Source organism: Streptomyces sp. NPDC047028 (assembly GCF_040644095.1).
In the GTDB taxonomy this organism is placed as follows: Bacteria; Actinomycetota; Actinomycetes; order Streptomycetales; family Streptomycetaceae; genus Streptomyces.
On record NZ_JBEYVS010000024.1, the window covers coordinates 22,535 to 36,156 of the forward strand.

The window sequence follows — 13,622 nt, forward strand, 5'->3', positions numbered from 1 at the left end:
AGCCACGTACGTGCCACGTCAGGGGCGCGGGGAACTGCGCGACCAGCCGCGACGGGGCTGGGGCGGAGGCGGCGGGAAGTTCGGCGGGGCTGGTTGTGGACGGGACCGGTGACCGCGGATAACATGCTAAGCAGTTGCTTAGACTATCCGAAGCGAAGCGAGAGGGCCGGGAAGAACATGGCAGCACCGAGGACCTTCACCTCCCCCGACGAGCTGAAGGCAGCCGTGGGCGAGCAGCTGGGCCACACCGACTGGGTGGAGATCGACCAGAAGCGGATCGACCTGTTCGCCGAAGCCACCGGCGACCACCAGTGGATCCACGTCGACCCGGAGAAGGCCGCACAGGGCCCCTTCGGGACGACCATCGCGCACGGCTACCTCACCCTCTCCCTGCTCCCCCTCTTCGGCCCCCAGCTGATCACCGTCGAGGGTGTGCGGATGGGCGTCAACTACGGCACGAACAAGGTCCGTTTCCCCGCCCCCGTCCCGGTCGGCTCCCGGCTCCGCGCCACCGCGGTGATCACCGGCGTGGAGGACGTCCCCGGTGGCGTCCAGGTGAGCGTGGCGTTCACCGTGGAGCGCGACGGCGGCGACAAGCCCGTCTGCGTCGCGGAGTCGGTCTCCCGCTACTACATCTGAGACCCGGCGGAACCTACTTCGCCCCCACCATCCGCAGCACGAGGTCGGCATACAGCGTGCCGACCTCGTCCGGCGTGCGGGGCCCGTTCACGGTGAACCAGCGGGCCACGTCGATGCACAGGGACAGCACCGCGAGGGTCGTGCCCTGGACGTCCAGCACGTCGAACTCGCCCGAGGCCACACCGTCCTCGACGATGCCGCGCACCTCGGCGTCCACCTGCCGGCGCAGCGCGACGATCTCCGCGCGGGCCTCGGGGCCGAGCGCGTCCAGTTCGTACTGCACGACCCGTGCGGTGGTGCGCCGCCCGGCGTGCCAGCGGACGAAGGAGCTGACGGCGTCGGCCAGCCGCTCGGTCGCGGTGCCCTCGCGCCGCGCCGCCGTGCGCAGGATGTCAAGGGCCTTGTCGTGGCCGATGCGGCTGATCCGGTGGAGCAGCTCTTCCTTGGTCTTGTAGTGGATGTAGAGCGCGGCCGGGCTCATACCGGCGCGGCCGGCGATGTCGCGGGTCGTCGTGGCGTGGTAGCCGCGCTCGGCGAAGGCCTCCACCGCGGCGACGAGCAGCCGCCGGGCCGCGTCCGGGGTGACCTGTTCCCACGGCTCGACGTCGCCGCCGGTCGTCTGCTCGGCCGTACTCATCGCTCGCTCGCCCCTCTCGGTGACAGGACCTCCACCATACCGTTGAAGGTGAGCGCTCGCTTAGCCTGGACTACAGCTTCTCGAAGGGGTCGTGGTCGGCGAGCAGCTTCTCCAGGCGGGCCTGGTCGACCCGGCTCACGATCTGCCCGGCCTCCTGGCGGTCCCGGATGACCTTGGCGAGGGTGAAGGCGGAGGTGACCAGGTAGAGCACCGCGATGCCGAGGAAGCCGCGCACCCAGGCGTTGGCGCCCAGCTGGAAGATGCCCACGGCGGTGGCCGCGAGGGCGATGGCGAAGGACGCGACGGCCTGGCCGTAGAAGGCGGCCGTGCTCTGCTGTTTGACCGGTGTGTCACTCATGGCACCGATCATCGGCGGACGTGGCCCGCGCCACATCCGCCGAGATACTCACCCGGGATACTCAGGCACGTACTCAGAACGCCGAAACGCCGGTCAGGGCGCGGCCGATGAGCAGCTTCTGGATCTGACTCGTGCCCTCATAGAGGGTCATCACCCGTGCGTCGCGCAGGAGTTTGCCCGCCGGGTACTCGTCGATGTAGCCGTAGCCGCCGAAGACCTGGAGGGCGTTGTTGGCGGCGCGGACGGCGGCCTCCGAGGCGAACAGCTTGGCCTTGGAGGACTCGACGGCGAAGGGTTCGCCGCGGTCGACGAGGTCGGCGACCCGCCAGGTGAGCAGCCGGGCGGCGTCCACGTCGACGGCGATGTCGCTGATCAGCTCCTGCACCAGCTGGTGCCGGGCGATCGGCTTGCCGAACTGCTCGCGCTCCCCCGCGTACCGCACGGCCGCGTCCAGGGCGGCCTGGGCTATGCCGACGCAGCCGGCGGCGACCGACATCCGCCCCTTGGCCAGGGCCGACATGGCGACGGAGAAGCCCTTGCCCTCCTCCCCCAGCCTCGCCGAGGCAGGCACTCGGACGTCCTCCAGCACCAGTTCGGCGGTGGCCTGGCCGCGCAGTCCGAGCTTGCCGTGGACGGTGCGGCGGGTCAGGCCGGGGGTGTCGGTGGGGACGAGGAACGCGGTGACTCCCTTGTGGCCGGGGGCGTCGGTGGAGCGGGCGAAGAGCAGGACGACGTCGGCCCAGGTGCCGTTCGTGATGAACATCTTCGTGCCGTTGACGACGTAGCCGTCGCCGTCGCGTACGGCCCGGGTGGTGAGGTTGCCTGCGTCGGAGCCGGTGCCGGGCTCGGTGAGGCCGAAGCAGCCGATGTACTCGCCGGCGGTCAGGCCGGGCAGCCACCGCCGCTTCTGCTCCTCGGTCCCCCATGCGGCGATCGACTTGGCGACCAGGCCGAGGGAGACGGACACGATTCCGCGGACCGAGGAGTCGCCACGGCCCAGCTCCTCGGTGACCAGGCAGTACGCGAGGTGGTCGCCGCCGGAGCCGCCGTACTCCTCGTCGATGGTCAGACCAAGGAAACCGACCGTACCGAGCTTCTTCACGATGGCGCGGTCGACCTCCTCGGCGCGGTCCCAGGCGACCACGTGCGGGGCGATCTCGCGTGACACGAAGTCCCGGGCAAGCTTTTGCACGGCGGTCTGCTCCTCGCTCAGCTCCAGGTTCACCACGCGATCACCTCACACCCGCATTTAAATTAGCACTGCTAGTTTCCTTGTGCAGCCCTACTATGTGCGCCATGGCCCGACCGCGCAAGCCCCTTCTCAGCACCGACCGGATCGTCGAGACGGCACGGGAACTGGTGGACGCGGAGGGCCTGGCGGCCGTCTCCACACGCCGGCTCGCCGCCGAGCTGGGGGTGAGCGGGCCGTCGCTGTACAACCACTTCCGGACCAAGGACGAGATCCTGGAGGCGGTCGCGGACTCGGTGAGCGCGCTGGTCGACCTGTCGATGTTCGAGGACGAGCGGGACTGGCGGACCGCGCTGCACGACTGGGCGGTGTCCTACCGGGCGGCCCTGCGGGACCATCCGAACATCGTGCCGGTCCTCGCGCGCGGCCCCGGCCGCCGCCCGGCCGCGCTGCGGCTCGCGGACGCGGTGTACGGCGCGATGGTGCGGGCGGGGTGGCCGCCGGCCCAGGCCACGTCCATCGGGGCGCTGATGCGGTACTTCATCATGGGCTCCGCGCTGGGTTCGTTCGCCGGGGGGTTCGTCGACGACGCGAGCGCGTACGATCCGGCCGACTATCCGCACCTCGGGCAGGCGCATCTGCTCGCGGAGCAGCAGGAGAAGATCGACGAGAGGGCCTTCGAGGCGGGGCTGGCGGCGTTGCTGGAGGGGTTGGCTCAGCAGTACGAAGTCGACCGCCAGAGCGTGTAGGCCTACGGCCGGTTCGGGTGGCGTTCCGCGTGCGGGCACGTCGTGGCCGGTCGCGCAGTTCCCCGCGCCCCTTACGGGGCGCTGCCCCGCCTGCGCCGTTTTCGGCCGCGGGTCCGTCGAAGCTGCGGGCATGTGGGCGTTGGACGGCGCCCGGACGGCGCCGGTGAGCGATACTCACCCCCGCCCAGCCCCCGCGCCGGGGACCATGTCGGAAAACCGCCAGCAGGGGCGCGCCGCACGCGCATACCCTCGACCGCATGAACGACACAACGGCCAGGCAGCGTCTGCTGCCCCTCGGCGCGGCCGCCGTCACCGTGGTCCTGTGGGCCTCCGCGTTCGTGTCGATCCGCAGTGCGGGGGACGCGTACTCGCCGGGCGCGCTCGCCCTCGGGCGGCTGCTGGCCGGGAGCCTCGTGCTCGGGGCGATCTGCCTGATCAGGCGGGAGGGGTGGCCCCCCAGAACCGCGTGGCGCGGGATCGGGCTGTCGGGCCTGCTCTGGTTCGGGGTGTACATGGTCGTCCTGAACTGGGGCGAGCAGCAGGTGGACGCCGGCACGGCCGCCCTCGTCGTGAACGTCGGCCCGCTGCTCATCGCCCTGCTCGGCGCCCGCCTGCTCGGCGACCCGATGCCGCCGAGGCTCCTCGCGGGCATGGCCGTGTCGTTCGCCGGTGCCGTGACCGTAGGCCTGTCGATGTCGTCCGGCGGCGGTTCCTCGGTGCTCGGCGTGCTGCTGTGCCTGCTCGCCGCCGTGGGCTACGCCTGCGGGGTCGTCGCGCAGAAGCCCGCGCTCGGTGGGGCGAGCGCGCTGCAGGTGACGACGTTCGGCTGTCTCGTCGGCGCTGTGGTGTGCCTGCCGTTCACCGGCCGGCTGGTGCACGAGGCGGCCCACGCACCCGCGTCGGCGACGCTGAACATGGTGTATCTGGGCGTCTTCCCGACGGCCCTCGCCTTCACGACGTGGGCCTATGCGCTGGCCCGGACGACCGCCAGCCGGATGGGCGCGACGACGTACGCCGTACCCGCGCTGGTGGTGCTGATGTCCTGGCTGGCGCTCGGTGAGGTGCCGGGCGTGCTGACGCTGGCCGGCGGGGTGCTGTGCCTCGCGGGCGTGGCCGTCTCCCGCTCCCGGGCGCGTTCGGCACGGCCCGCCGGGGCGACGGCCCAGGAGCCGCACCCCGAGCGGGTCCGCTGACCCGGGCCCTCAGAACACCACCAGCGCCCGGCCCCCCTTGCCAGCCAGCATGTTGTCGAAGGCGGCCGGGATGCCGTCCAGGGCGATGCGGTCGGTGACGAGGGCGGAGAGGTCGAGCCGGCCCGCGCGGACGTGCTCGGCGAGGACGGGCAGGTCGCGGGCCGGGTCGGTGTTGCCGTACACGCAGCCGGACAGGGTGCGGCCCCAGTGGAAGATCTCCAGGGCGTTGAAGGAGACCTGCTCCTCCTTGGCGCCGATGCCGACGACCGTCGTACGGCCGCCCCGGCGGGTGGAGTCCCAGGCGGCGCGGATGCTGACCGCGCGGCCCACGCACTCGACGGACACGTCGACGCCCTGTTTGCCGGTAAGGGCGCGGATCTCGCGCGGGGTGGTGTCGGAGGCGAGGACGTAGTCGGTGGCGCCGGCCGCGCGGGCCAGTTCCTCCTTCTCCGGGGAGACGTCGACGGCGACGATCCGGGACGCACCCGCGATGCGGGCCGCCTGGAGGGTGGCGAGGCCGACCCCGCCGACGCCGAACACGGCCACCGTCTCGCCCTCGCGGACGTTCGCCGAGTGGTGGACGGCGCCGTAGCCGGTGAGGACGGCGCAACCGAGGAGGGCGGCGTCGACCAGGGGCACGCCGTCGGGAAGGGGCAGCACGCAGGACGCGGCGACCACCGTCTCCTCGGCGAACGCGGCCACGTTCAGCCCGGGGTGCAGGTCGGTGCCGTCGATGGTGCGGGCGTAGACGTCGGCGGCGCCGCTGAGCGCGTTGGCGCACAGCCAGACCTCGCCGAGCGCGCAGGCGTGGCAGGAGCCGCAGGAGGGCGCCCAGTTGAGGACGACCGGGTCGCCGGTGCGGACGTGGGTGACCCCCTCGCCGACGGCAACGACCGTGCCGGCGCCCTCGTGGCCGAGGACGGCCGGGACCGGCACCCGCATGGTGCCGTTGGACAGGGACAGGTCGGAGTGGCAGACGCCGGCGGCGGCGAGCCTGACCCGGACCTGTCCGGGGCCCGGGTCGGGCAGCTCGATGCCGATGATCTCCAGGGGGGCGCCGATGGCGGGCAGGACGGCGGCACGTACGGCCATGACTCGCTGACTTCCTTAGAACTGGAGGGACTTGGTCTGGAGGTACTCGGCGAGTCCGTGCCTGCCGAGTTCCCGGCCGACCCCGGACTGCTTGTAGCCGCCGAACGGGGCGAGCGGGTTGAACCGGCCGCCGTTGATGTCGACCTGGCCGGTGTCCATGCGGCGGGCGAAGGCGACCGCCTCGGCCTCGTCACCGGCCCAGACGGCGCCGGCGAGGCCGTAGACGGTGCCGTTGGCGATGCGCAGCGCGTCGTCCTCGTCGGTGTAGCGGAGGATGGACAGGACGGGGCCGAAGATCTCCTCCTGGGCGACGGTCATCTCCGGGGTGACGTCGGCGAAGACGGTCGGGCTGACGAAGTAGCCCTGCTCGCGCGGGGACTCGGGGCCGCCCGCGACCAGGCGGGCGCCCTCGGCGACGCCCTTCTCGATGTAGCCGCGCACCCGGTCGCGCTGCCGCGCGTTGACGACGGGGCCGATCCGGTCGCCGTACTTGGCTGCGGCCGCGGCGGCCAGTTCGACGGCCTCGTCGTACCGGTCGGTGTGGACGAGCATGCGGGTCCAGGCGCTGCACGTCTGGCCGGAGTTGGACATCACGTTGGCGACGCCGACGTTCACGGCCTTGGCGAGGTCGGCGCTGGGCAGGATGACGTTGGCGGACTTGCCGCCGAGTTCGAGGGCGACGCTCTTGACGGCGGCGCCCGCGATCGCGCCGATCCGCCGCCCGACGGCGGTGGAGCCGGTGAAGGAGACCAGGTCGACGCCGGGGTGCTCGGCGAGGGCCTGTCCGGCGACCGGGCCGAGGCCGGTGACCAGGTTGAACACACCGGCCGGGACGCCCGCCTCGTGGACGGCCTCGGCGAACAGCTGGGCGGTGAGCGGGGTGTCCTCGGCCGGTTTGAGGACGACGGTGCAGCCGGCGGCGAGGGCCGGGGCGACCTTGGCGAGGATCTGGTGGAGCGGGTAGTTCCACGGGGTGATCGCGCCGACGACGCCGATGGGCTCGTGCAGGACCGTGGAGTTGCCCGCCTTCTCCTCGAAGGAGTGGGTGGCGGCCAGCTCGGCGTAGGAGCCTGCGACGGCGATCGGGACGCCCGCGTGCACGGCCAGGGAGAACTGCAGCGGGGCGCCCAGTTCCGCGGTGACCGTCTCGGCGATCTCGTCCTTGCGGGCGACCAGGACGTCCCGCAGGGCGGTGAGCCGGGCGGCCCGCTCGGCCGGGGGCGTGGCGGCCCAGCCCGGCAGGGCGGCGCGCGCGGAGCGTACGGCGGTGTCGACGTCCAGCGCGCTGCCGGCCGGCACCCGGCCGATGACCTGCTCGTCGGCCGGGTTCACCACCTCGATGACGTCCCGGCTCTCCGCGGGGCGCCAGGCGCCGTCGATGTAGAGGCCGTCGTGTGCCTTCATGCTGCTTCCTCCCGGGCGGGTCCGCGTCGTCCGGCACACAAACTAGCGGCGTTAGTTTTTGTGCGCCAGAGCGACCTGCCCGCCGGGCCGGGCGGCGACCCGACGTACCGGGACATCATCGCCGTACCGGCGGCCGCTCACTCCTCCAGGTCGGGCAGCCGGGCCGGCGCCGGGCAGATCCGTTCGCCGTGCTGGTCGAAGACGAAGAGGTGGGCCAGGTCGACGAGGAGCGGGACCTGCATGCCGTGGCGCAGCTGGATGTCGGGGGTGGTGCGCACGACCAGGTCGCCGGGGAGCCGTCCCTCCGGCGGCGCGGGCTCGGGCAGGTCGTCGACGGGGTGCTCCAGGAGCCCCACCGGGCCGGCCCGCAGCGCCCCGGCCCGTTCCCTCAGCCGGTCCAGCACGCTTGCGCCCTGACTGCGCCGCCGCCGGGCGGGCCGGGACGCCGGGCGCGGGGCCTCCAGTTCGGGGACGACGGCGGGGCTGGAGCCGGTGTTGAAGTGGACGAGGATCTCGTGGCCCTGGAACTCCACGTGCTCCACCAGACCGGTCAGCGGCACCTCGCCGGGCCGGGCGGAGCTGTGTTTGGCGATGCGCACCGCCTCCGAGCGCAGGCCCACGATCACCTCGCGGCCCTGCTGCACCCGTAGCAACTGGTGGTCCAGGGAGAGGGGTTCGGGCAGCTTCAGGTACTGCTTGCCGAGGCTGATGGTCATGGCCCCGTCCAGCGGGGCGCGGACCAGGCCGCGCAGCAGGTTGATGCGCGGGGTGCCGATGAACGCGGCGACGAAGACGTTGCGGGGCAGCGCGTACACCTCGCGCGGACTGCCGACCTGCTGGAGCACGCCGCCGCGCAGGACGGCGACGCGGTCGCCGAGCGACATGGCCTCGGCCTGGTCGTGGGTGACGTACACCGTGGTGACGCCCAGCGCACGGGTGAGCTGGGCTATCTCGGCGCGCAGGTGGTTGCGGAGCTTGGCGTCGAGGTTGGACAGCGGCTCGTCCATGAGGAAGGCGGAGGGGTGGCGGGCGATGGCCCGGCCCATGGCCACGCGCTGCCGTTCCCCGCCGGAGAGCTGGCCGGGGAAGCGGTCGAGGAGGTCCTCGATGCCGAGCATGCGGGCGGTGGCGTCGATGCGGGGGCGGGGGTCGGCGTTCGGCGCCTCGATGCGCAGCGGGAAGCCGATGTTGTCGCGGCTGGTCATGCTCGGGTAGAGGGCGAAGTTCTGGAAGACCATCGCGATGTTCCGCTCCGAGGGCTGCCAGTCGTTGGCGTACTCGCCGTCGAGGAGCAGGGTGCCGTCGTCGATCTCCTCCAGGCCGGCGATCATCCGCAGCACGGTGGACTTGCCGCAGCCGGAGGGGCCGAGCAGGACGAGGAACTCGCCGGGCGGGATGTCCAGCGAGATCCGGTCCACCACGCGGGGGCCCCGGGCGTAGGACTTGCTCACGTCGTGCAGAGAGATGGCGCGTGTCATGGCTGCTGCCCCCGGGGGCTGTCCGGAGCGCCGCTGCTCCGTGTGTCCGAAAGCCTCGTGCGGGTCGTACGGGGCCCGTGCGTCACGGAAGTTAACGGACGGTGCCCGCGCGAGGGAAGACATGGGGCCACATCGGGCACATGGGTGCATGCGGCACGGAACACAGCTTCCGGAATGCCGCCAGGTCAGGGGCGGTTCGGGTGGCCCGACCCCGGCCCCGGCTGCGTGAGCGGTGCCGAGGGGCGGTGGCCGGGGGGCTGCGGCCCTTCCCGGCTCCTCCCCGGCGCTCGCCGGCTCTTCCCGGCCGCGCGTCGGCCCCGTGCGCCGCCTCCGGCGGTGGCCGCGACACACCGGCTCGGCCACGCTCGGCTCCGCCCGGCCCGGGCGGCGGCACCGCGAGCAGCGCACGGACCGCACCGGCCAGGCGGCGGGAGCCACGCGACGGACCGAGCCCCCGCCCGCGGCGGAGACAGCGCCATCGCCGGGCCCGGCCGGACTCCCCGGTACCGCCCGGGCGCCGGCCCGCGGCCGTGGGGCGAGGCCCGCGGCGCTCCCCGGGCCCGTGCCCCTTCGCCCGGTGCGCCGCTACTTCGTCGCCGTCAGGTGGGCGAAGACCACGACGTTGCTGGTGTAGCCGGTGCGGCGGCTGTAGAGGCCGCCGCAGGTGAGGACGCGGAGTTCGGGACGCTTCGAGGCGCCGTAGACCTCCTTGTCGGGGAAGCCGGTCTTGTCGTAGACCTTGACCCGGTCGACGGTGTAGACGGCGGTACGGCCGTCCGCGCGCCGGACCTCGATCGGCTTGCCGGGTTTGACCTGGGCGAGGCCGGCGAAGACCGCGGGCCCGGTCATGGTGTCCCGGTGGCCGACGGCGACGGCGGTGCCGGACTCGCCCGGGGTGGGCCCGCCCTGGTACCAGCCGACCAGCTTGGGTTTGCCGAGGGGTGGGGTCTCCAACTGCCGGTCCTTCTCCAGCTTCACGCCGATCACCGGCGCGTCGATGCCGAGGGACGGGATGCGGAAGGACACCGGCCGGGACCGGGGCAGCAGGCCGACCGGCGACGCGCTGGAGGCAGGCGCCGTGTGGGAGGGCACCGCACGGGCCGGCGCGGCGTGCGCGTGGTCCGCGTCGCGCCCGTCGGAGCGGGCGGAGCCCGGGTGAACGCCTGCCGCCGCCACCGCGCCCGGACCGGCGGCCGCCTCGGGGGCGACCGGACGGTGACGCGCCTCGCACCGGACGCCCATGACGACCATGAAGACCGTCAGCAGGGCGGTCCGGGCGAGACGGTAGGCGCGCCTGCGGTGCCAGCGCCTGCGTCTGCGCCTACGCGGCGCCATCGGGCCGACGGCGGATCAGCCGGACGTAGGCGACACCGCCGACGGCGAGCAGTCCGACGGCCGCCGCGCCGGCCACCGGCGAGTACGCGGCCGCCCGGTCGACGAGGCCGCCGCCGCCCGCGTGCACGCCGCCCTTGGGGCCGTCGTGGTCGTCGCCCTGGCCCCACGCGGCGTCGTCACGGTGGTGGTCCTCGATGCTGCCGGGGGCGTTCTCGCCCTTGTGCTCCTTGTCGTCATGGCAGTTGACGCGGAACACCTTCTCCTTGGGGGCGCCCGCCACGATCCAGGTGAGCTTGTACTGGCCGTCGGCCAGGCCCAGCGGGTCGGTGTGCCCGGCGCCCCCGGCGAGCTGGAGGGTGCCGGTGGTGGTGGCGGCGCTGGGCAGCGGGGGCTGCGCCGTGATCGTGTAGGCCACGGAGGGCAGGACGTCGAAGTTCACGGCGTCGAGATAGAACTTGCAAACCGCCGGGTCGTCCTTGGAGACGCCGAAGGGCACGCCCACGCGGTGGACCCGGATGTCGCCGTTCTCCCCCGCCGCGGAGGCCATCGGTGCCGCCACCCACGACGCGCCCGCCGCAGCGAGGGCGGTGAGGACGACGGTGGCGCCCGCGCGGGTGCCGTAGGAACGTGGAAGTGACAGGCTAGGCATGCGAGCTCCTCCGGTTAGACGATTTTCATACAAATCGCTCTTCGGGTGGACTCTCTTGCATGAGCCCCACGGAGTGGCGGTATCCGCGCCCAACGCGCCGTCAGATATCGCCCGTGCGGCGCAATGCCGGCCCCTTCGACCGCCGTCCGGCAACCGGCCCGGGCGTCCCGGCACCGCCCGGCGAGCGCACGGCCACCCCCGACGACACCAGCAGCAGCGCGCCGAGCAGCACGAACGGCGCTGCCGCTCCCGCCGCCCCGGCGACCAGGCCCGCCGCGGCCGGGGCGGCGACCTGGCCGAGCCGGTTGCCGGTCAGCCGAAGGGCGAGCGCGGTGGACCGGGCCCCGGCGGGGGCGGCCTGGACGACCGTCGTCATGGACAGCGGCTGCCCCACGCCGAGGCAGAACCCGAGCGCGCCCAGCATGAGGCCGAGCGCCCACACCGGCACCGGCAGCGCGATCCCGGCGCACAGCAGGGCGGCGAGGAAGCAGGTGAGCGTGAGCAGCGCGGGCCGGCCGAGCACCCGCAGCAGCGGGGTGAGGACGAGCCGGCAGGCGATCGTGGCCCCGGCGCGCAGGCTGAGCAGCAGGCCGATCAGCGAGGGCGCGATGCCCCGGTGCTCGCCGACGACGGGGAGGTAGGCGGTGAGGACGTCGGTGGCGGACAGCACGGACAGGCTGATGAGCATGCCCGCGGGCACACCGCGGGCCCGCAGGATCCCGCCGACCGGCACCCGTCCTCCGTGCCGGGAGCGGGAGTCGAGGGCCGTACGGTCCTCGACGCGCCACAGCGAGGTGACCGCGGCGGCCGCGCCCGCTCCCGCCACGACGAGGGAGAGGGCGCTGCTGCCGGCCAGGTCCGCGCCGCCGATCAGGAAGCCCGCGGCGAGGGGTCCGGCAAGCTGACCGAGCGAGGCGCCGATGGTGAAGTGCCCGAAGTTGCGGTCCTGTTCGTGCGGTGCGGACTGCCGCGCCACCAGAGACTGGGCACCGATGACGAAACACAGGTGGCCGAGGCCCATCACCCCGCTCCACAGGGCCATCGCCCCCAGCGAGCCGGCGAGCCCGCTCAGCACGCAGCCGCCCGAGATGAGCACGACCCCGAGGGGCAGCAGCGGCGCGCACCTGCCGTGGTCGGTGCGGCGGCCGAGCGGTACGGCGGCGAAGAGCGGGAGCAGGGCGTACACGCCGGCGATGACGCCCACGGCACGTTCGTCCGCGTCCAGCGCGAGAGCCCGGTAGGAGACGGCCGGCCGGGCCATCGACACCGCCCCCTGCGCGAATCCGAAGGCGATGACGAGGCGGAGCAGCCAGCCGCGGTGCCTACCGGGCCCCATGTTCAAGTCCTCCCGGGACGGTCAGATGATGGCGAACAGGATTCCGGCGCCGAAAATCAACGCCGAGACGAGGACGGCCCACTTGACGACGAACCGGGTGTGGTCGCCGAACTCGACCTTGGCCATGCCGACCAGGACGTACACGGCCGGGACGAGCGGGCTGGACATGTGCAGCGGCTGTCCGACGAGGGAGGCGCGGGCGATCTCCAGCGAGGAGACGCCGTGCGCCTGGCCCGCCTCCGCCAGGACCGGCAGGATGCCGAAGTAGAAGCCGTCGTTGGACATGAAGTACGTGAGCGGGATGCTCAGCACTCCGGTGACGAAGGCCATGTGCGGGCCCATGCCGCTGGGGATGTTGTCCACGAGCCACGTGGCCATGTGGTCGACCATGCCGGTGCCCTGGAGGACCCCGGTGAAGACGGCGGCGGCGAAGACCATGCCGGAGACGTTGAGGACGTTCTCGGCGTGCGCGGCGATGCGGGCCTTCTGGTCCGGCATGTGCGGGAAGTTGACGGTCAGCGCGGTCGCGGCGCCGAGTAGGAACAGCACCGGGATCGGCAGCCACTCCATGATCATCGCGGTGAGCAGGACGACGGTCAGCAGCGCGTTGAACCAGTACAGCCTGGGGCGCAGGGTGGGACGGTCGGGGTCGAGGCCCTGGAAGGCGGTGTCGTCCCCGGAGCCCGCGGAGCCTCCTGGGCCCGGGGAGCCCTGGGAGCCCTGGGGGCTGTCGGGCAGATCCGCCCCGGTGCCGGAACCGCCGCGCGTCCGGGCCGCCCCGCCGGCACCCGCACCCTTGCCGACACTCGAACCCTGGCCCTCGCCCTTGCCCGTGCCGGCGCCGACCAGCACCGTCTCCGTCTCCGGCTCCACCACCAGCACCTCGTCCAGCGTCAGCACGCCGAGCCGCTTGCGTTCGCGGCGGCCGAGGACGTACGCGAGGACGAGGACGCCCAGCAGACCGACGGCGAGGGCCGGGATCATCGGGACGAAGATGTCGCTCGCGTCGAGCTTCAGCGCGGTGGCAGCGCGTGCGGTCGGACCGCCCCAAGGCAGCGTGTTCATCACGCCGTTGGCCATGGCCGCGACGCCGGTCATCACGACCAGGGACATCTTCAGGCGCTTGTACAGCGGGTACATCGCCGAGACCGTGATCATGAAGGTGGTCGAGCCGTCGCCGTCGAGGGAGACGATCGCAGCGAGTACGGCCGTACCGACGACGATGCGCAGTGGATCGGCCTTGCAGAACCGCAGGATGCCCCGGACGACCGGATCGAAGAGGCCGACGTCGATCATCGTCCCGAAATAGACGATCGCGAACATGAGCATCGCCGCGGTGGGCGCGAGGCTGGTGACGCCGTCGATGACGTAGTCGCCGAGCTTGGCACCCTTGCCGACGAGGACGCAGAACAGCGCCGGGATCAGCACGAGCGCCGCGATCGGCGACATCTTCTTCAGCATGATCAGGACCAGGAAGGTCGCGATCATGGCGAAGCCGAGGATGGTCAGCATGAGTGGATACCTAACGTTCGCCCTTGGACAGCCACCAGGGCCGGCGGTGCG

Annotated in this window: 13 protein-coding genes; 3 read left to right on the forward strand and 10 right to left on the reverse strand. The window is 72.8% G+C overall.

What is annotated here, in order from left to right; translation table 11 throughout:
• Window positions 1-177: 177 nt before the first annotated feature.
• Complete coding sequence (locus tag ABZ854_RS21640; RefSeq protein WP_361213274.1) at window positions 178-639, forward strand: MaoC family dehydratase; 462 nt, start codon at window positions 178-180, stop codon at window positions 637-639.
• 13 nt (window positions 640-652) lie between these two features.
• On the opposite strand, the gene ABZ854_RS21645 is transcribed toward ABZ854_RS21640, so the two are convergent.
• The 3 genes from ABZ854_RS21645 to ABZ854_RS21655 form a co-directional block, all read right to left on the reverse strand.
• Window positions 653-1,276, reverse strand: coding sequence for a TetR/AcrR family transcriptional regulator (locus tag ABZ854_RS21645; RefSeq protein WP_361213277.1), 624 nt, complete (start codon window positions 1,274-1,276; stop codon window positions 653-655).
• Between the two features lie 70 nt (window positions 1,277-1,346).
• On the reverse strand, window positions 1,347-1,634 hold the full coding sequence (locus ABZ854_RS21650; protein ID WP_129309969.1) for a YiaA/YiaB family inner membrane protein: 288 nt from the start codon (window positions 1,632-1,634) through the stop codon (window positions 1,347-1,349).
• Between the two features lie 73 nt (window positions 1,635-1,707).
• On the reverse strand, window positions 1,708-2,859 hold the full coding sequence (locus ABZ854_RS21655) for an acyl-CoA dehydrogenase family protein (protein WP_361213506.1): 1,152 nt from the start codon (window positions 2,857-2,859) through the stop codon (window positions 1,708-1,710).
• A 71-nt stretch (window positions 2,860-2,930) separates the two neighbouring features.
• Between ABZ854_RS21655 and ABZ854_RS21660 the strand changes: the two genes are divergently transcribed.
• Window positions 2,931-3,572, forward strand: a complete 642-nt coding sequence (locus tag ABZ854_RS21660; RefSeq protein ID WP_361213281.1) for a TetR/AcrR family transcriptional regulator — start codon at window positions 2,931-2,933, stop codon at window positions 3,570-3,572.
• Between the two features lie 257 nt (window positions 3,573-3,829).
• The gene (locus ABZ854_RS21665; protein ID WP_361213284.1) at window positions 3,830-4,765 is read left to right on the forward strand and encodes a DMT family transporter; all 936 of its coding nucleotides are present in this window, start codon (window positions 3,830-3,832) and stop codon (window positions 4,763-4,765) included.
• Window positions 4,766-4,774: 9 nt separating this feature from the next.
• Here ABZ854_RS21665 and ABZ854_RS21670 read toward each other — a convergent pair whose 3' ends face one another.
• The 7 genes from ABZ854_RS21670 to ABZ854_RS21700 form a co-directional block, all read right to left on the reverse strand.
• Window positions 4,775-5,857 (reverse strand): Zn-dependent alcohol dehydrogenase, encoded by a 1,083-nt coding sequence (locus ABZ854_RS21670; protein ID WP_361213287.1) that lies wholly within the window; start codon window positions 5,855-5,857, stop codon window positions 4,775-4,777.
• Window positions 5,858-5,872: 15 nt separating this feature from the next.
• Entirely contained in the window at window positions 5,873-7,261 is a 1,389-nt protein-coding gene (locus ABZ854_RS21675) for an aldehyde dehydrogenase family protein (protein ID WP_361213290.1), read from the reverse strand.
• A 137-nt stretch (window positions 7,262-7,398) separates the two neighbouring features.
• The gene (locus ABZ854_RS21680; protein ID WP_361213293.1) at window positions 7,399-8,739 is read right to left on the reverse strand and encodes an ABC transporter ATP-binding protein; all 1,341 of its coding nucleotides are present in this window, start codon (window positions 8,737-8,739) and stop codon (window positions 7,399-7,401) included.
• A 585-nt stretch (window positions 8,740-9,324) separates the two neighbouring features.
• Window positions 9,325-10,074 carry a class F sortase gene (locus ABZ854_RS21685; protein WP_361213297.1) on the reverse strand — a complete coding sequence of 250 codons (750 nt, stop codon included), beginning with the start codon at window positions 10,072-10,074 and terminating at the stop codon, window positions 9,325-9,327.
• The gene (locus ABZ854_RS21690) at window positions 10,061-10,723 is read right to left on the reverse strand and encodes a hypothetical protein (RefSeq protein WP_361213300.1); all 663 of its coding nucleotides are present in this window, start codon (window positions 10,721-10,723) and stop codon (window positions 10,061-10,063) included. Before ABZ854_RS21690 ends, ABZ854_RS21685 begins: the two co-directional genes overlap by 14 nt.
• Window positions 10,724-10,823: 100 nt before the next feature.
• The gene (locus ABZ854_RS21695) at window positions 10,824-12,059 is read right to left on the reverse strand and encodes an MFS transporter (protein ID WP_361213303.1); all 1,236 of its coding nucleotides are present in this window, start codon (window positions 12,057-12,059) and stop codon (window positions 10,824-10,826) included.
• Between the two features lie 21 nt (window positions 12,060-12,080).
• Window positions 12,081-13,571, reverse strand: a complete 1,491-nt coding sequence (locus ABZ854_RS21700; RefSeq protein WP_361213306.1) for a citrate:proton symporter — start codon at window positions 13,569-13,571, stop codon at window positions 12,081-12,083.
• Between the last annotated feature and the right edge of the window lie 51 nt (window positions 13,572-13,622).